We start from the raw sequence: 14,962 nt of genomic DNA on the forward strand, positions 1-14,962 counted from the left end.
CCGCGACGACACACAGTCGGCCATTCCGGGAGCCTGAGGTGGCAACCGCAAATCTCGACCAACGGGCTGGCCGGCGCGTATTCTCGAAAGAGGGTCAGCGCATAGGTAAACCTGGAAGAAATCATCGCGAGGCAGATGGCAATGACTTGTCGTCCCTGAGGACCATGTCGGTATTTCGCGGCGTTCTAGCATCTCTGCGCTTCGTCGACCGGGTCGGCCGCCCTGATCTCGTTCAGCTGCGGCTGCTGTCCAGCGTGGTGGGCAAGCGTGAGGCCCGCTCAGCGGCCAGTCGAGCCCAGAAGATCAGATAACCGGCACCCATCGGCGGTCGATCAACTGGTTTCATTTTGAAGAAAGGCCTTGAACGCTGCGGCCAGAGCGGCTGGATTTTCTTCGGCGACGTGGTGCCCGCTCTCGATCCCAAAGCCGCGCACATCGTCGGCCCAGTGCTTCCAGATTGCGACCGGATCGCCATAGATCTGCTCCAGATCGTCGTCGAGCGACCAGAGGCAGAGCATCGGACAGTGCACCTTGCGGCCGGCGTCTCGATCATCACGGTCATGGCGATGATCGATCCTGATACCTGCCCGGTAATCTTCGACCATCCCATGGACGACAGCAGGATCGTGGATGAACGAAACCAGTTCGTCATAGGCGTCGCGTCCCATCTCATCTGGCCGCAGGGCGCTGTACCATGCCATTGGGTCTGCCAGGATGGCACGCTCCGGCTTGTCGGGTTGAGCGAAGAAGAACCAGTGGTACCAGTCTCGGGCGAATTTCCAGTCGGCACGCTCCAGATGCTCGAGAACTGGCAGTCCATCCACGGCAATCAGCTTTCGCACCAGATCGGCATGGTCCATTGCCATTCTGAAAGCGACCAAACTGCCACGATCATGTCCGGCTACGAAAAAACTGTCGTGGCCCAACCTTTTCATAACCTCCACCAGGGCCGCCGCCTTTGCCCGCTTCGAGGACAACCTGCTTTGCGGGTCGTCCGGGGGGATGTAGGAGCGCCCGAACCCCGGGAGATCCGGGCATACGATCCTGAAATCTGCTACCAGCAGCTCTGCGACTTGGCCCCAAGTCATATGCGTGCGGGGATGGCCATGGATCAGAAGCAGCGGCGGCCCAGATCCGCCATGCCGAAGTCGTATCGGCCCGCACCCGGTTTCCACCATTTCAAGTGCGAAGTTTTCGAACATCTACCATCCTCAACCAGCCATGAGCTTACAAACCTTCTCCGGGTGAAATGGTTCACGACGACGGAAGCGCGACGGCCCGGGAGGTTTTGAGGGAGCCTGTGGCGTCAGAATTATCGGAGTTCAGGCAGGGAGGTAGCTGGAGGATGCCAATCACAGCCCGCTCTGACTGCACTGGACGCGCTTGCCGACCCTGCCCATAGGGGAAACTCTTGGCCGGGGGATAATTGGATCGAAAGCTATTGCGGTCAGCGACGAAGGGAAGCGACAGGATGCTGATGGCGGCCTCACGCCACCTGATCGATGAAGCGAGCGGGACATCGGCGGGACCGTGCAGACGACCCATCTCGGTTGAAAAAGCTAACAGTTCATATCGCGCAAACTAGGCGGATTGATGGGCTTTCCAGATCAGGTGCTGAAATTCGTCTGGCATCGCCCACGCAATCTGTGGCGAAGGGCGGGGGACATTCGCAATGGCAGACCGTTCCCCAGCGTTCTTCCAGATGAGGATGCCTCTTGTTGCAGCGATCAAGTGAAACGCAAACAGCTGGCAGTTCCCGCGCGAGTGAGCCGTTAGGAGGCGCGAAAAAGCACCCAGGCCACAATGCCGAACCGCGTTGATTGGTTGTTGTCTCGAATAGGCTGGGCAACATTCGCGGCTGTCGCAAGCCGGAGGCCTCGCTGTAGGCGTCGCGGATGCGTTGGCCGAGCGTGGAGGTCTCTGAGGCGTGCGAACATGTTCTCGATCCTGTGGCGCTGTCGGTATAGGACAGGATCGTAGCGGTGCTGAACACGATGCTTGGCATGGGGCGGGATGCATGGCGTGATACCGCGCTCGACGAGCGCCTGGCGGAAGGCCGCAGAACTGTGGGCCCGATCGGCCAGCAGGGCGTTGGCGGCGGGCAAATCCTCGATCACTGCCGCAGCAGTCTTGTGATCATTGGCCTGCCCTTCGCTCAGATGCAGCAGCCGCGGACGTCCCTTGCCGTCACAGAACACTTGCAGCTTGGTGGTCAGTCCGCCTCGGCGGAACAGTACCCGGCACGCCCGTCACTACGGGGACCCTTGGTGTCACCCCCGGTGTTACGCCCGGAGTAACTGCTAAGGTTGCCCAAATGTCGGGCACTAAGTTGGCACGGATGAAGAAGCGCTGCGCGGAGGTACTCAGTAGCGAAGGTAGCTACGACCGCGACCTGAGACAACTTTGCTTGCTGATCGCCCGTCGTTAGAGCTACACATCACCAGGGAAGGGCCATAGCGACACACTCTGGCCCGAGCCGGTCGGAAAGCCCGCCACACTGGCGGGTTTTCTGTGATGTGGGGTGCGACCCTATCGAGCGCTGCGGATTTCGACGGGGCAGCCCAACACGCTATGCGGACCCACACATCGAAGTCTCGGTGGCCTGAAGCGAAGGCGCTCCCCCAGTCCGCATTGGCGCAGCAAGAGCGTCCTCGCGCCGGACCGCTTCGAATTTCAGCCCGGCATTAGTCAATGAGCTCATCGAGACGCCGCAGCGCCGAGCTTGGGACACTGTTCTGCAACATCCCTTGTCGTGCAGCGGCTTTTTTAAAAGCCGCGAAAGCCACGGCCGGTCTATATGTCCCCGCCATTGCCCCCAAAATCAGATCTCGCGCCAGTTTGAATTCTGCCGCATCTTTGTCGCGCCATTGCTGGTCAAAGGCTGCGCTCGCTTCGCAAATTGACGACACTGTCATCAAGCGGCCGTCCGCGAATTTGAGCCTGACTGGAAGATGATTTGTCATGCACGCTCCCAAGCTTCGAAATGCGCCAAACGCTTGACTAGCCATTTTGTTTCACGCCCGAGACGCGCGGCTCACATGCGGCGGCTTTTTTGCGCGCGAGGAACAACCGATGTCGATGTGGATCATGTCGCCGGGATGCTCGGGCGATTTGAACGGGTTGGCCACCGCACCACCGGCGATCGCACCGGCAAGTCCAACAGTCGCGGCGTGGGCTGGGAGTTCGTTCATGTCTGCAGCGCGTCCCGGTATCTCGGGCCGTGCTCTTCAGGCCACCTCTCCATCAAAAAAACGGCAGCCTCACATGCACTGGAGAGCGTTCGAATTTCCCCACTCGGCAACTCCACGGTCACCGGGATCCTGAAGAGAGCATCGTGCATCGCGTCACCCGACCCCGCCCATCCCAACGAACGCATTCGTTCCAGCAATCCAAACCATCGGGATCACAACGATACCTGTCCGATCTGTGCGCCAAGTTCGATGAAAAGGCTCAGACCTGAGGCATCCATTGGCCAGTCGGGGCGTTGAGACAGAGGTCAGCAGGCCTTCCTTTGGTGTTAGCCGAGGACTGGCGCAATTTCGGAGACTATCACAAATGAATATCCCCAGGGCGGCGCGACCGTCGCCGGAAAAATTGATAGCGTGGCTCGCCGCAGCAATGCTTTGCATCGCAGGGCCTGCCCAATCCGCCGACGCCGCCTTCCTGAAATCATTTGCCGGGAGCTGGGTTGGCGAGGGCATGGTAAAAGTCGATGCTGATTCCCAGCCGATCAAAATCAGCTGCAAATTTGCCTCTATCGCGACCGAAAGATCGTTGTCACTTAATGGCAAGTGTACAGGTTACGTGGTCTTCTCGCGGGCCATTGGCGCCAAAGTCAGGACCAATGGCAAAACATATACGGGCACATACATTGGATCGAGCACCGGCCCAGCTGGCCTCAGTGGCAATCGCTCAGGCAACGCCTTGGTCCTCGCCATTCATTGGGCAAAGGAAGTCAATGGCGACCGTTCGGCCCAGCTGAAGCTAGAAAAGGTCGGAGACAACGGGATGCGTTTGACGACGATCGATAAGGACTCGGCGACCGGCAAGGACATCGTAATCAGCGACATTAATCTCAGCCGTCGCTAGGTTCGATTGGCCTGGTCCGGCAGGCGGGGTGTAAGCTTGCGCGGTTCCATAACGCTGCTGGCCAAATGGAAGCGCGAAACTTCTAGCTTCGGTCGGAGCGGTATTATTGCGGCTGAAGAACCGCGTTGCCAACATGACGACACCGCCGATCAGCAACAACTGGATTATGAAGCTGAGGCCGCCACCGATGCCGCCAAAACCATGGCCAAACATCATGCCAAAAATTCCATTGAAGAGCAGCCCGCCGACCAGCCCACCAACCAGCCCACCGCCAAAGCCCCTCCAAAAACTTGGGTGCATGTCCTCGGGCAGCGAGATGACGACCGGGCCAGGCCGGCCCGATGTTGCGACCGCGAAGGCGCGGGTGACGAATTTGGGGATGCGTGTCGTCGATCTCGACCACCCATTTGGCGATGTCGCCGAAGAACCTCTTGTAATCCACCTTCTGGAACGCCTCGCGTTCCTTGGCGTGGCTGAACAGGATGAGCGGCACCGAATCCTGCATGGCGATGTGGATGCCGGCGGATGCGTTGGTGGCGCCGGGCCCGCGGGTGCCGAAGCAGATGCCGGGCTTGCCGGTCAGCCGCCCCTGGCAGTCGGCCATCATGGCAGCACCGCCTTCCTGGCGGCAGACGATGGTGCGGATCGATGAATCGTGCAGGGCGTCGAGCACCGCCAGATAGGATTCGCCCGGCGTTCGCGCCCGAAGTGGGACAGTCTCTGGCGACGCTGGCCAACAGCGGTCCGGCCACCGAAGGTAGCGCGGCGATTCATCCTGACGACAAAGGCGACCTCTACATCGCTCCCAAGGTGTTCCCTTCGGCACTCAGCCCCGCCGAACTGTGTCGTAGCCGCCACCCCACATCTCACGCTATACCAGCAATGGTTGAATCAACGGTTATGAACAGCGGGCAAATGTTATCTACCATTGCAGACGCGAGCCGGCGAACGGGGGGCCACGCTGGCCAGGCGTATCGCCGTTCCGACCTTACGCCTTTGGTAACAGCAGGTCGGCTAACGCCGAGTGTTCGTGTCCCTCAAAAGCTTCGGTGAGTTCGCTTTCGCTCAAACCCTCTGCTTCAGCGTCGGCGATAAGGCGATATGCCAGCGCAGAAATCTTTGATTGGTCGCGCCCGGAGCAAGTTTGGATCACGTCGTACTTTTCGATCCATTCATCGAGGAATTTTTTTGCTCGTAGGGTCATTCTGGCAACCCCGGATCAAAATGCACAATCGCGTCGACTAGGACACGGTATAGATTGCGCTCGGGAGCCCCTTCCGTATTGATTTCTAACGGAAAATTTCCAGCGCGGCAAGGCATTGTAACACAGGCCCGTGGCTCATTTCGGCTATTAGGACATACTTACGAAAGGGAAGCCGCAATTCTCTCTCGGCAATACCCCGCACCTATGAAAGGGAAGCGGTATGTCGATGGCGATTTGCCCACGGATTGAGCACCACGGGAAACCGCGCGGAAATCCGGCCTTTCGCTAATACCGCCCACTACACGAAGGGAGGGGGCCTCCAGCTAACACCGGGGGTCTCTTTGTTTTGCGCAGCTTCCACCACGCGGCCTGTTGACCGGCCCATCGCCGGACCGAAAAGGCAGCCGTTTTGGGACCCCCCTGACCAGGTAATTCCTCAACCACACGAGGCAAGCGACATGGCAAAAATCACACCTATCAAAGGCAATCTCCCGAGTGAGGCGATACAGGCTGACCTCCTGAAATGGCTTGAGCAGGTCCGAAGCCGGGAAGAAGGAAATCCCGACAGGCTTCTCACAGGGCTCTCCTCCTCCGATCCTGAGCGGTGGGAGATTGGCGTTGTGGACGCATGGCTACACAAGAGCGACCCGACAAAGATCGTGCTCAAGTTTCCGAAGCCAGCGAGCCACCCGGAAGGCGAGGAGCCAACGACTGACTATCTTTTTGACCAGGAGACCGTCTTCCTCCTCGGAGCCCTTATTTTCCACGGGGGGCGGGTAGGCATCTACACCAGCAAATCGGGCGAGAAGGGTAACACGGGGAAGCCCAACGGCTATTACTACCCAGCAATATGGATCGACGGTTTCAAGGGACCCATCCCGGTTGATCGATTGATTGCGAACGCCGGGCCGGCCGCCTCGCCCAGTTGGCGAACCCTCACGACTACCGCAACCATACGCGGCCAAACATCAAGCTCACCGCCGAGCGGGACGTTGTTGCCCAAGTGGGCCGTAAGAAAACCGTGAGAGGCGCAGCCCGTGAGGCTGCTATAGAGGCATCCCTCAAGCTGTGGCGGAAAAGCCTCCTGTTCCCCACGCGGGGCCAATACCGGGCCGCGCTCATGGACATCTACGAGGTGCTCGACCGCAGGCACCCCCTCGCCATGCGAGCCCCGGCCACCGCCTAACGGGCAGGGCCGGCAAATCGGTAATCATCGCGGCTGCACAACGGCAACGCGAATAATGGGGCGGTTAGCTGAACCTTAGGCGCTGGCTCAGGCTACTGTGCGTCTCATTGCAGAGAGCACCGCAGAGCATTACAGAGAGCAGGCCTCCCACGCCTTGCAACCGAAGCTTGTCAAATGCAGCATCTAAAGACCCTACTTGAGCGCTTCTTGGCCGAAGCTGATGCTTTCTCCGAAGCTCACACTTCGCCGTCCTTCCACTACATCGCCTACCTGGAGGGTGACATTTGGCATCTCTTCCGGGGCCGGCTGTTTCTCGCCAGCGATCCGGATGCGGTCCTTAAACCCACATTTCACAGTCCTAGGGTTCGAGCAGGTGAGTTCCGACTACCGAATGGCAGGGAAGCCGTCCGCGAGGTGTTTGAAGAGCTTTGCTCCGGTCAGATCAGCACACCCGATGGGCCGCTTGCTGTCACCCATGACGAAACACAGCGATCACGGTTCATCCCATTCCATGAGGAAGGAATAGCCGCGCAAAATCGGCTCAGTGTTCTCATTATCGAGCCGAACCAGATGGCTATGCCATTTGCCTTCCCAGATGTTGACTGGGAATTCCGCTCTGCGACGCCCCCTTTTGACAGCCTCAGTGAACTTTCAATGCATTTCACGATGGGGTTTCCGCAAACGCGGGGAGTGGTGTTTGAGCTAATTGCCAACGCAGTTGCGTGGGTGGATTACAGTTCTCCGATATCTGGAAGGATGGCGACCCCAACTGTTGGGATGCGGGCTGACCTGGAACCTGAGCATATCAGTTTGGGCATTCGTATACAGAGCGGCGGCCGCGTTGTAGAACGCTATGCTATCCCTGGCACAGAGTTATCGTGGTCGCGAGACGGAGGCATCTTGCGCGGCTTGAAGGAGATTTCCATTCCAGAGGGCGCTCTTGTGCAATGCATTGTAAGATACCGCGACCGCGCCGTTCATTTCGCCTGGATCAGAGATCCAACGCTTAGCCAAAACATACGAAGGGTGGTCTTCGAGACTTTCGACCAGAAGTCGGCAGTAATGGCGGAGCTTCTTTTCGCAGACCCCGGGAAATCGAAGTCGATGCGATCTTCTGACTTTGAACAAGCGGTGGCTTGGTTGCTCTGGTATCTTGGGTTTTCGGTCGCCCACCTTGGCACTTCTCCCCGAATGACTGATGGCCCCGATGTATTAGCCTTTACCCCTCAAGGAAGGCTCGCTGTAATCGAGTGCACAACCGGTCTGTTGCGGGCGGAGAACAAGCTGGCGAATCTTGTCGCGCGGGTCAACCGTGTGAAGGAAGCTTTGCGAAGCTCAATCCACGTAGCAGTGAAGCCATTGCCCGTCATTGTAACGTCAAGGACCCGTGAGGAAATAGCCGCTGAGGTGGATGCGGCGGAGAAGCTTGGCGTGTTTGTTGTCGCCAGAGAGGAGTTACAGGAGGCCTTGAACGTCCGCGCCCAGATGCAACCCGATGCCGACGGGATGTTTACAGAGGCAGAGAAATATCTGGCGGGCAGGCGCGAGGAGGCGGCGATCTTGGCGAGTTCCGATACCATTCAATGAAATTTGGGGGCATATACCCGAGACGCCATATTACGTGTGGGCGGCAGCGAGCTTCCCCCCCGGGGGCTCTGCCGGGGGCTGTTGGTTGACAAGTTGAATGAACGCCACTCGCGGTAGGCCTCAGGGCTATCGACGCCACAACCGAGCCCCGCATCCTCAGGAGCAAACTCCAGTTGGACCGTCTCACTAGGGCAAGCTCGTGTGAGTCTCCTCATGAGCGGCTCAATTGGTCTCACATGAGTAGTCTCTTGACAGAATGCATCGCAGTCTCACATAATGGTCTCATACGGCCACCTGAAATGGAGACTCCGAAATGCCAGCCAGCACGCTCGTGGGCTACGCCCGCACTTCCACCAGCGACCAGAAGGCAGGGCTTGAGGCCCAGCTCCGAGACCTCGACGCGGCGGGATGCACGAAGGTTTTCCGTGAGGAGCTTTCTTCTGTGGCTGACACGCGGCCCCAACTTCAAGCAGCGCTGGACTGGGTGAGAGAGGGGGATACGCTCCTCGTCACCAAGCTCGACCGTCTCGCTCGCTCTGTGGCCGACTTGGTGACAATCACGGAGGCTTTGCGGGCCAAGGGTGTAGGACTTCGCATCCTCGCGATGAACCTCGACACCTCCACCCCCACCGGGAAGCTCATGCTAAACCTGCTGGGCTCCATCGCGGAGTTTGAGCGGGAGCTGATGCTTGAGCGGCAGCGGGAAGGCATCGCCAAGGCCAAGGCTGATGGGAAGTATGCTGGCCGCCAGCCCACCGCCCGCCGTCAAGCCGGCGAGGTGTTGCGCCTCAAGGCCGAAGGGAAGTCGGCAGGTGACATCGTAGCCACCTTGGGCATCAGTAGGGCGAGCGTCTTCCGCATATTAGCTGAGCACAAAGCTTAGCGGGCCGGCTCCGCAACAAGCCGGTGCCGCACTTGTGGCATGAGTTCGGTTAATCTGGCTGCTTTGCTAGGTTTTTCAGCAGCTTGTCGATTTCCTCCGGGATGGGCTTCGTAAGCTTTTCCAGATCGGCACCAGCGCCTGATACTGCCGCGACAAAATATCTAATAGACAGTTCTTCGTGGCCATCCTTTGGAAAGTTAAGCTTGGCGGCTAGAGCTTGCACGCTGGCCCTGGTGAAATCCAGCGTGTCGACGGCATGAGCGAAAAGGTTCCTTATCTCCCGTAGCGTATGAAGTTCGGCTGCCATCTCTTTATCAATGATCCCGAAGGCCTCGCAGAAATAGATTTTGGATGAAAGCGCGGCCATTGGCCCAAATCCACGGAAGAAGCGCTTATACAAATCTCTATTGATTCCCGGCATATTGCTTACCAGAAGAATCTCCAGCGCGTTCGCCAAAAGCTGAGTAGCGATTAGAACAAATCCCGCATCGGTGTGTCTGTGGATGCTTTCCAAGAGGGCATTTGCGGGATGGTGTTTTTCTTCGGGCATTTCATTGCTCCTCCGCGACGATTATCAGCTTAAGCGTGCCATCTCCACGAGAGGTTAAATGTCGGGCGCAAGTCGGCGGCACTTGCAAGCATAGGCTAGTCCCGCAATGCTAGCAGCATGTGCAATCTCTACAACATCACTACCAGCCAAGACGCCATCCGCGAATGGACCCGCGCCATGCGGGACATCATGGGCAACCTTGAGCCCTCGCTGGATGTCCATCCCAACATGCCCGGGGCTGTGGTCCGCAATGCCCTCGATGGCCAGCGTGAGCTTGCCAAGCTGCTTTGGGGCATGCCTACGCCGGCAGAGCGGGTGAAGGGCAAGGCGGATTATGGCACCACCAACATCCGCAATCCGCAGTATGGGCATTGGCAGCAATACGTTGGCGTGGAGAACCGCTGCGTGGTGCCGGTCACGAGCTTCGCGGAACCGAGCCCTACGCCCAACGACAAGGACCCAGAGACCGGCATACAGCGGAACTACTGGTTTGCCCGGAGTGAGGACCGGCCCCTGTTCTTCTTCGCGGGCATGTGGACGCGCTGGCAGGGGGTCCGCAGGGTCAAGGACGGGACGGGCGACTTCGAGCTTTACGGCTTCCTCACGACCAAGCCCAACGCCCTCATAGCGCCGATCCACGAGAAGGCTATGCCGGTGATCCTCACTACGCGGGAGGAGGTGGAGGCTTGGCTCACAGCGCCGTGGTCCGAAGCTCGGCACATGCAGCGGACAGCTCCCGACGATGCCTTGGTGATCGTCGAGAAGCCGGCCACACAGATCAAGTTTCCGCAACAGGCTCCGGTTCAAGGGTCACTGTTTTAGAGGACGGTCAATCATATGAGATTGAGAGCAATGCAGGCTGTGTTGTTTTTGCTGGCGCTCTTGGCCGCGCAAGGCGCCCGAGCCGAGGGGTTGCCTTTTCCGGACTTGGACACAGAGGGCTATTGCACAGCGTTGGTCTCCAAGATGCTCGTCAAGGCCGAGCAACAGGTTGAGAAGCAAAAGTGCCTCATAGAAGAGAACGCGCTGAGAGCCGCGATGCAGCCATACTGGTATCTTGTCAGTGACGATCAAGCTCGATTTCTGAAGGGCAAATATTTAACTGAAGTTCGCTTCCAGACATATCTAACTGTCAGCGAGTTCGTTGGCCCGGCGGTTGGTAGGGCTTGTCTTGACGAACGCATTTTCTGCGCTCCTGACAAAACAACTGCCGTGCTGGCGGCCTTCAAGAAAGCTGGATACTGCCCATCAGCGGATTGCGTTAAGGAGGAGACGGCTCGAAGGTTGCGATTGGAGAAGTATTGGGGGAGCTTGCCAAAGGCTAAGGTTGGCTGGTGCCTTGGCTTCGCCTTCAATCAGAAACTTCTGCCCCTCCAAGTGCTATCCGGTTGCGTGGCTGAAGACATTGGACGGCAGTGTTTCTATAGATCACGGCAGTGTCGCCCCGGTTAGACTTTGTTTAGTCGTCTCGCCATATCACACGACGCACCATACGGACCCCACAAGCCGCCTCACGCGTATCTTCACGCCCTGCGCCGCGCTGGGCAGCAGAATGTCCACATCGACCTCCCGCCGCCTGCACCGCTCGCACCGCATATGCCGCTCCACATCCCAGAACGGAATGTCCTCCAAGAGCTTGAGGACGTCCCCGGGGAGGCAGTGGCGGGTGATGTTGCTATTGATGCAGAGGACGCGGATTAGCTGGCCGATGTCATGGGCACGGCTTAGCGTCTGGACGACGCGTCGAGTTCGACTGCTGGGCTCCGGCTCAAGGCTCCCTGTTCTAGCGCTTGAACGTCTGTGGCACCCAAATGTAACCCTTCGGCGGATGGTCCTGATCAATGAACTGCGTCCGCACGGTGGCGTCCTTTCGGCTGCACCGCTTGCATTTGAAGTTGATGGTTTCCAACGGTTTGTTCCACCCCACCACCTTGGCCACATCGTTGGCCCGGAAGCGGCCCACATGATAACAGTGGCCGCACTCCACGACGAGCAGCATGTTTGCCTTTGCGGCTCGCCCAACGCTGTCCATCGGCCCGGCCATGGGTCACTTTCGAGTCGAGTAGTCCTCGGGTAGCGGTAATAGGCCCAGCCCTGCCGCCCTAAAGTCAGGCTCCTGTTCGGCTACCACGGCAAGCACCTCGTGCAGTTTGTCCGTGAGTCCACTCAATTGCCAGAACAGCGAACCGCTCGCTTTCAGATGAAGCTGAGCTGCAAGCACTGTCTCGCGTAGGCGGAGAGCATCCCGAATGATCGCCTCGGCATTGCTCGAAAACAGTCTTTCATACCGGCTCTTCCGTCTGCCCATTGCGGCTCTCCTCTCAGTAGCGAGCGACCGCCCCACCGCCTCCCAAATAGGAACGCATTCCTGGCGGAGTCAATTCGGCCTTGACAATTTTGTTCCGTTTTTGTTCACTGTGACCATCAGGCCCAGGGAGCAAGCGATATGGGCCATGTTGTTAGGCTCGACAGCCGGCAGGAGGGGATGCCTTGGGTGGATCGCCTTTACGGCCTTGACCGGTTCCTTCGGTGCCTTCGTCGGGGGTCGCTATGCGTGCCAGGGTGGCGGCGACGTCCTGCAACTCTGAAGTTTTCATACGTTCCCTCCTCATACGTGCGTCCGTCAGGCTTGCTAGCTGGCCTGTGACGCGCCAGCCAGGTCGGGCTGGTGACGCCCTTGCGGGATGGAAGGAACCTCGTCGCAAAGGAATTCATAGCTGCCCAGGACCCGGCGGACCCCGGAGTGCTGGTATTGTCGCGTTTTGCAGGCGCGGCTGAAGAGCTTGCGGAAGCCCTGATCGTAAATCCATATTCGATAGACGACGTTGCCGACGCTATCGCCAAAGCGCTCACGATGCCACTTGAGGAAAGGGTTGAGAGGCATGGTGCACTGCTCACGCGCATCAGCCGCAATGACGCAGCGGAATGGCGCCGATCATTTCTCGCTGCGCTCGCGGGCGGGAGCTAGCGCCCGTATCCTAACTACTGTCTCGCGCCATCCCAAGGACAAGATATTCATCGGGCATCCTGCGATGCGCCGATGACCTGAGATGGACCCGAGCTTCTGGAGCGGGCACTTCCGCAACATGCCTGGCGAGGGTGTTCACTCGAGATATTCAACGACCAATTCCGTCAAACACACTTTGGAGGATCACGGTTTTCGTCGGGGTTGGGGACCGGCAAACTCGGCCGCAGAAGGTCAGGGTCGGGCTCGCGGATATCGGGCGTCCAAGCAGGCGCATCCACCGGCGGTTCTTCGGTCGGCTCTGGTTTGGGCGGCATGACTATTCTCCGGGTCTGTTGGTCGGTCGACGTTTCTTACCGGCCACCGGGCGGGCGTCGCTTTGGGTGGCCGGAAAGATATCCCCAAAAGGTCTTTCACCTTTGGACGGAGCGCCTGCCGTCTTAGGGGTGACTGGCGCTTGGTGGGCGTCCCTGGAGTCGAGCCTCTTCCGCGGGATTTCCACACCGGCCGTCTGCGGCTCTTTGACGATTTCATCGCGGAGGTTTTCCTGGTCATGCGGTCATTCCCTTTGGTGGCCAACGACCGGCCGCAGGGAATGTTCCATGGATGGCGGAACTCGCAGGGTGCAGGCCTGTTATCGGTGACCACAAAGGAGCACCGCAAATGTCTGGAAATGAAAACCATCGCGAAACCGGAGCGACGAAATATCCCGCCAAGACCGGCGCCGACCCTTCGGACGCGTTCTCTCAGGACGCGGCTGGAAACAAGAAACCCAAGGATGGAATCGGATCAACGCGGCCCGTGGACGAAGTCGACGGCAAGACGCATCAGTCGGACGGACAGAACCCGCCAGGCCAGGTAAACGGCGCACGGCCATGAACGCTGCCGTCATGGACGCGCGCCATAGACCTCGACCGCGCGCCGTCGGCCCGGATAACGTAGTAGGGCTTGGCGGTTAGTGGGGAACGGCGCGCCGGTCGTGTTGGTCTACAGCCGCACGACCTTATCAAGATGAAGGCGAGGCCGCTGACCTTCCGCAAAGGCCAGGTTTCCAGCTGAATTGCAGTTGAGAATCAGTTTGAACAGGAATGCCGTCGCAGGCTTACGTTGAGAAAGCTGTGGTTCGCGGCCGACTGGTCGCAGGAGAAGTGGCCATGTGAGGCGACGCAGCCGATATCGAGCCGCGCGTCGCCGACGTTGGCTACTAGGGCCTTCTCAAATGAGGCCCCGAGCGCTGGACTCCATTGTCCCATGCGAGGTCGAAGACCTGGACGAGATACTCCGCTTCCGCATGCTCCTTGCGGATGAAGACTCGATTGCGACCATTCTTCTCCCAGCCGGTGACGACGCATTTGTCGCCGCGGAAGTGACCTCATCACCGATTTTGACCGGGCGCCCGTAAGGATGAAACAGGTGTCGGTTGGGAATCTTCAGGCTCCGGTCGATCATACATTTCGAAGGGGTTCCCGTCGGTGAGGTGGCCGAAGGGCGTCATCAGATACTCGCCGTTCTCATAGCCCATGGCAGTGACCACATAGCGGGGCTGGCCGGTCTGCGCGTCCGGACTCATCTTCAAACAATTTTCTCTCGCAAGCGGCTCGCAGCCTCGCGATCGGCGAGCCTCTCGCCTTCAAATGTATAGGAACGAAGGCTGCAGGAGCAATTCGGATGCCAATCCAATCGTGCGATAGCGGGACGAGTCCGGTTTGCTTCGCAAGGCCGTCAGGGAACATGGGCGTCTTCATTAGAACGGAGGGCGACACTAGCAAGCGTTCGTGGAACCATATCTCAAAGTAGGTGCGTTTCACGGAGAGAACGCTTATGGCAGCAGTGGGCCTTTACAGATGCCCGGGAAATCCGCCGTGGGCCTGTGTGCTGGAGGGGGCGAAAGGCACCTACGTCGCAGAACATCATTATCGCGAAGGTGGCTATCAGCCAAACTTTGACACCTTGCCATGGGAGAGCGACTACAAGGCCGCTAAGGAAAAAGCGCTGGCCGCGGCTAGATCCTATCCGTTTCCAACCGTGGTCGAGCCTTCATCGATTGTAAAGATCGGCAAATAAGCGTTGGCGATCAGCCATTCGGTTACGACTATTCGGATCAATTCCGCCTTCGAAACGCCCATCTCTGCAGCCAACCCATCTAGGATTTCCTCGATTTTCGGCTCCAGGTCCACCCCCTCGCCGGCATTTCGGAGCATCAGCGCCGCCCGGCGCAGTAGGACCTTGAGATTCGATGGCGACGTCTCCGCGTTGCGATCGGCGGCGCCTTCAAGCTCTTCGATAAACGATTGGCGGCTCATTGCGACTTGTTTGCCACTCCCTGCAGGTCACCATCGCGCGGTATGTGGAGGAATGCAAGGCGGTTGGCAGCATATGCCGGATGCACCGGCTATGGCCGACGACTTCATTCCGAAGCTCAAATGCGCCAAGTGCGGCAGTAAGTAAGACGGGTTGATTTACGCGACTAGGTGTCCTGTCCCGGAGTGTGGGGGAAC

The 14,962-nt window shown here is 58.7% G+C and carries 18 protein-coding genes and 3 pseudogenes; 10 read left to right on the plus strand and 11 right to left on the minus strand.

Features of this window, described 5'->3' with window-relative positions; all coding sequences use genetic code 11:
- Positions 1 to 332: 332 nt before the first annotated feature.
- From ACWGS8_RS21920 to ACWGS8_RS21930, 3 genes are all read right to left on the minus strand, one after another.
- Complete coding sequence (locus ACWGS8_RS21920) at positions 333 to 1,202, minus strand: alpha/beta fold hydrolase (protein ID WP_454582861.1); 870 nt, start codon at positions 1,200 to 1,202, stop codon at positions 333 to 335.
- A 570-nt stretch (positions 1,203 to 1,772) separates the two neighbouring features.
- Positions 1,773 to 2,198 carry a transposase gene (locus ACWGS8_RS21925; protein ID WP_454582862.1) on the minus strand — a complete coding sequence of 142 codons (426 nt, stop codon included), beginning with the start codon at positions 2,196 to 2,198 and terminating at the stop codon, positions 1,773 to 1,775.
- A 486-nt stretch (positions 2,199 to 2,684) separates the two neighbouring features.
- A complete protein-coding gene (locus ACWGS8_RS21930) occupies positions 2,685 to 2,963 on the minus strand; it encodes a DUF982 domain-containing protein (protein ID WP_454582863.1) in 279 nt (92 codons plus the stop codon).
- A gap of 138 nt (positions 2,964 to 3,101) precedes the next feature.
- Here ACWGS8_RS21930 and ACWGS8_RS21935 point away from each other — a divergent pair.
- Positions 3,102 to 3,197 (plus strand): annotated as a pseudogene (locus tag ACWGS8_RS21935) (IS481 family transposase); the annotation flags it as partial.
- Here ACWGS8_RS21935 and ACWGS8_RS21940 read toward each other — a convergent pair.
- Complete coding sequence (locus ACWGS8_RS21940) at positions 3,188 to 3,376, minus strand: DUF982 domain-containing protein (RefSeq protein WP_454583040.1); 189 nt, start codon at positions 3,374 to 3,376, stop codon at positions 3,188 to 3,190. The pseudogene ACWGS8_RS21935 and the gene ACWGS8_RS21940 overlap by 10 nt on opposite strands.
- 179 nt (positions 3,377 to 3,555) lie before the next feature.
- Between ACWGS8_RS21940 and ACWGS8_RS21945 the strand changes: the two genes are divergently transcribed.
- On the plus strand, positions 3,556 to 4,089 hold the full coding sequence (locus ACWGS8_RS21945) for a hypothetical protein (RefSeq protein WP_454582864.1): 534 nt from the start codon (positions 3,556 to 3,558) through the stop codon (positions 4,087 to 4,089).
- A gap of 297 nt (positions 4,090 to 4,386) precedes the next feature.
- Here the strand turns inward: ACWGS8_RS21945 and ACWGS8_RS21950 are convergent.
- Positions 4,387 to 4,783 (minus strand): annotated as a pseudogene (locus ACWGS8_RS21950) (thiamine pyrophosphate-binding protein); the annotation flags it as partial.
- Between ACWGS8_RS21950 and ACWGS8_RS21955 the strand changes: the two are divergent.
- Positions 4,783 to 4,968 (plus strand): annotated as a pseudogene (locus ACWGS8_RS21955) (alpha/beta hydrolase); the annotation flags it as partial. The pseudogenes ACWGS8_RS21950 and ACWGS8_RS21955 overlap by 1 nt on opposite strands.
- Positions 4,969 to 5,077: 109 nt before the next feature.
- Here ACWGS8_RS21955 and ACWGS8_RS21960 read toward each other — a convergent pair.
- Positions 5,078 to 5,293 carry a hypothetical protein gene (locus tag ACWGS8_RS21960; protein WP_454582865.1) on the minus strand — a complete coding sequence of 72 codons (216 nt, stop codon included), beginning with the start codon at positions 5,291 to 5,293 and terminating at the stop codon, positions 5,078 to 5,080.
- 458 nt (positions 5,294 to 5,751) lie between these two features.
- On the opposite strand from ACWGS8_RS21960, the gene ACWGS8_RS21965 reads away from it, so the two are divergent.
- The 3 genes from ACWGS8_RS21965 (at position 5,752) to ACWGS8_RS21975 (ending at position 8,949) form a co-directional block, all read left to right on the plus strand.
- Positions 5,752 to 6,318, plus strand: a complete 567-nt coding sequence (locus ACWGS8_RS21965; protein WP_454582866.1) for a hypothetical protein — start codon at positions 5,752 to 5,754, stop codon at positions 6,316 to 6,318.
- A gap of 335 nt (positions 6,319 to 6,653) precedes the next feature.
- A complete protein-coding gene (locus ACWGS8_RS21970) occupies positions 6,654 to 8,066 on the plus strand; it encodes a hypothetical protein (RefSeq protein WP_454582867.1) in 1,413 nt (470 codons plus the stop codon).
- Positions 8,067 to 8,379: 313 nt separating this feature from the next.
- Positions 8,380 to 8,949 (plus strand): recombinase family protein, encoded by a 570-nt coding sequence (locus tag ACWGS8_RS21975; RefSeq protein WP_454582868.1) that lies wholly within the window; start codon positions 8,380 to 8,382, stop codon positions 8,947 to 8,949.
- Positions 8,950 to 8,998: 49 nt separating this feature from the next.
- Here ACWGS8_RS21975 and ACWGS8_RS21980 read toward each other — a convergent pair whose 3' ends face one another.
- Positions 8,999 to 9,499 (minus strand): hypothetical protein, encoded by a 501-nt coding sequence (locus tag ACWGS8_RS21980; protein WP_454582869.1) that lies wholly within the window; start codon positions 9,497 to 9,499, stop codon positions 8,999 to 9,001.
- Positions 9,500 to 9,616: 117 nt separating this feature from the next.
- Between ACWGS8_RS21980 and ACWGS8_RS21985 the strand changes: the two genes are divergently transcribed.
- Together ACWGS8_RS21985 and ACWGS8_RS21990 are read left to right on the plus strand one after the other, a co-directional pair.
- Positions 9,617 to 10,321 (plus strand): SOS response-associated peptidase, encoded by a 705-nt coding sequence (locus ACWGS8_RS21985; RefSeq protein WP_454582870.1) that lies wholly within the window; start codon positions 9,617 to 9,619, stop codon positions 10,319 to 10,321.
- A gap of 30 nt (positions 10,322 to 10,351) precedes the next feature.
- Positions 10,352 to 10,951: a hypothetical protein gene (locus ACWGS8_RS21990; RefSeq protein WP_454582871.1), complete on the plus strand. Its 600-nt coding sequence runs from the start codon at positions 10,352 to 10,354 to the stop codon at positions 10,949 to 10,951.
- A gap of 331 nt (positions 10,952 to 11,282) precedes the next feature.
- On the opposite strand, the gene ACWGS8_RS21995 is transcribed toward ACWGS8_RS21990, so the two are convergent.
- Together ACWGS8_RS21995 and ACWGS8_RS22000 are read right to left on the minus strand one after the other, a co-directional pair.
- Positions 11,283 to 11,543: a hypothetical protein gene (locus ACWGS8_RS21995; protein WP_454582872.1), complete on the minus strand. Its 261-nt coding sequence runs from the start codon at positions 11,541 to 11,543 to the stop codon at positions 11,283 to 11,285.
- 3 nt (positions 11,544 to 11,546) lie between these two features.
- Positions 11,547 to 11,807, minus strand: coding sequence for a hypothetical protein (locus ACWGS8_RS22000; protein ID WP_454582873.1), 261 nt, complete (start codon positions 11,805 to 11,807; stop codon positions 11,547 to 11,549).
- 360 nt (positions 11,808 to 12,167) lie between these two features.
- Between ACWGS8_RS22000 and ACWGS8_RS22005 the strand changes: the two genes are divergently transcribed.
- Positions 12,168 to 12,467, plus strand: coding sequence for a trehalose-6-phosphate synthase (locus ACWGS8_RS22005; RefSeq protein ID WP_454582874.1), 300 nt, complete (start codon positions 12,168 to 12,170; stop codon positions 12,465 to 12,467).
- A 603-nt stretch (positions 12,468 to 13,070) separates the two neighbouring features.
- The gene (locus ACWGS8_RS22010) at positions 13,071 to 13,343 is read left to right on the plus strand and encodes a hypothetical protein (protein WP_454582875.1); all 273 of its coding nucleotides are present in this window, start codon (positions 13,071 to 13,073) and stop codon (positions 13,341 to 13,343) included.
- Positions 13,344 to 13,839: 496 nt separating this feature from the next.
- Here ACWGS8_RS22010 and ACWGS8_RS22015 read toward each other — a convergent pair whose 3' ends face one another.
- Both ACWGS8_RS22015 and ACWGS8_RS22020 read right to left on the minus strand, forming a co-directional pair.
- Positions 13,840 to 14,034: a DUF6117 family protein gene (locus tag ACWGS8_RS22015; protein ID WP_454583041.1), complete on the minus strand. Its 195-nt coding sequence runs from the start codon at positions 14,032 to 14,034 to the stop codon at positions 13,840 to 13,842.
- Positions 14,035 to 14,473: 439 nt separating this feature from the next.
- Positions 14,474 to 14,767, minus strand: coding sequence for a ribbon-helix-helix protein, CopG family (locus ACWGS8_RS22020; protein WP_454582876.1), 294 nt, complete (start codon positions 14,765 to 14,767; stop codon positions 14,474 to 14,476).
- Between the last annotated feature and the right edge of the window lie 195 nt (positions 14,768 to 14,962).

Source organism: Mesorhizobium sp. 43Arga (genome assembly GCF_053714255.1).

Bases quoted from the DNA above. Each gene is read 5' to 3' on its own strand.
- ACWGS8_RS21985 (WP_454582870.1), top strand. From the start codon at position 9,617: ATGTGCAATCTCTACAACATCACTACCAGCCAAGACGCCATCCGCGAA.
- ACWGS8_RS21920 (WP_454582861.1), bottom strand. From the start codon at position 1,202: ATGTTCGAAAACTTCGCACTTGAAATGGTGGAAACCGGGTGCGGGCCG.
- ACWGS8_RS21995 (WP_454582872.1), bottom strand. From the start codon at position 11,543: ATGGCCGGGCCGATGGACAGCGTTGGGCGAGCCGCAAAGGCAAACATG.
- ACWGS8_RS21960 (WP_454582865.1), bottom strand. From the start codon at position 5,293: ATGACCCTACGAGCAAAAAAATTCCTCGATGAATGGATCGAAAAGTAC.
- ACWGS8_RS21940 (WP_454583040.1), bottom strand. From the start codon at position 3,376: ATGCGTTCGTTGGGATGGGCGGGGTCGGGTGACGCGATGCACGATGCT.
- ACWGS8_RS22000 (WP_454582873.1), bottom strand. From the start codon at position 11,807: ATGGGCAGACGGAAGAGCCGGTATGAAAGACTGTTTTCGAGCAATGCC.
- ACWGS8_RS21970 (WP_454582867.1), top strand. From the start codon at position 6,654: ATGCAGCATCTAAAGACCCTACTTGAGCGCTTCTTGGCCGAAGCTGAT.
- ACWGS8_RS21980 (WP_454582869.1), bottom strand. From the start codon at position 9,499: ATGCCCGAAGAAAAACACCATCCCGCAAATGCCCTCTTGGAAAGCATC.
- ACWGS8_RS21945 (WP_454582864.1), top strand. From the start codon at position 3,556: ATGAATATCCCCAGGGCGGCGCGACCGTCGCCGGAAAAATTGATAGCG.
- ACWGS8_RS21975 (WP_454582868.1), top strand. From the start codon at position 8,380: ATGCCAGCCAGCACGCTCGTGGGCTACGCCCGCACTTCCACCAGCGAC.
- ACWGS8_RS21990 (WP_454582871.1), top strand. From the start codon at position 10,352: ATGCAGGCTGTGTTGTTTTTGCTGGCGCTCTTGGCCGCGCAAGGCGCC.
- ACWGS8_RS22020 (WP_454582876.1), bottom strand. From the start codon at position 14,767: ATGAGCCGCCAATCGTTTATCGAAGAGCTTGAAGGCGCCGCCGATCGC.
- ACWGS8_RS22015 (WP_454583041.1), bottom strand. From the start codon at position 14,034: ATGAGTCCGGACGCGCAGACCGGCCAGCCCCGCTATGTGGTCACTGCC.
- ACWGS8_RS21965 (WP_454582866.1), top strand. From the start codon at position 5,752: ATGGCAAAAATCACACCTATCAAAGGCAATCTCCCGAGTGAGGCGATA.
- ACWGS8_RS21930 (WP_454582863.1), bottom strand. From the start codon at position 2,963: ATGACAAATCATCTTCCAGTCAGGCTCAAATTCGCGGACGGCCGCTTG.
- ACWGS8_RS22010 (WP_454582875.1), top strand. From the start codon at position 13,071: ATGGCGGAACTCGCAGGGTGCAGGCCTGTTATCGGTGACCACAAAGGA.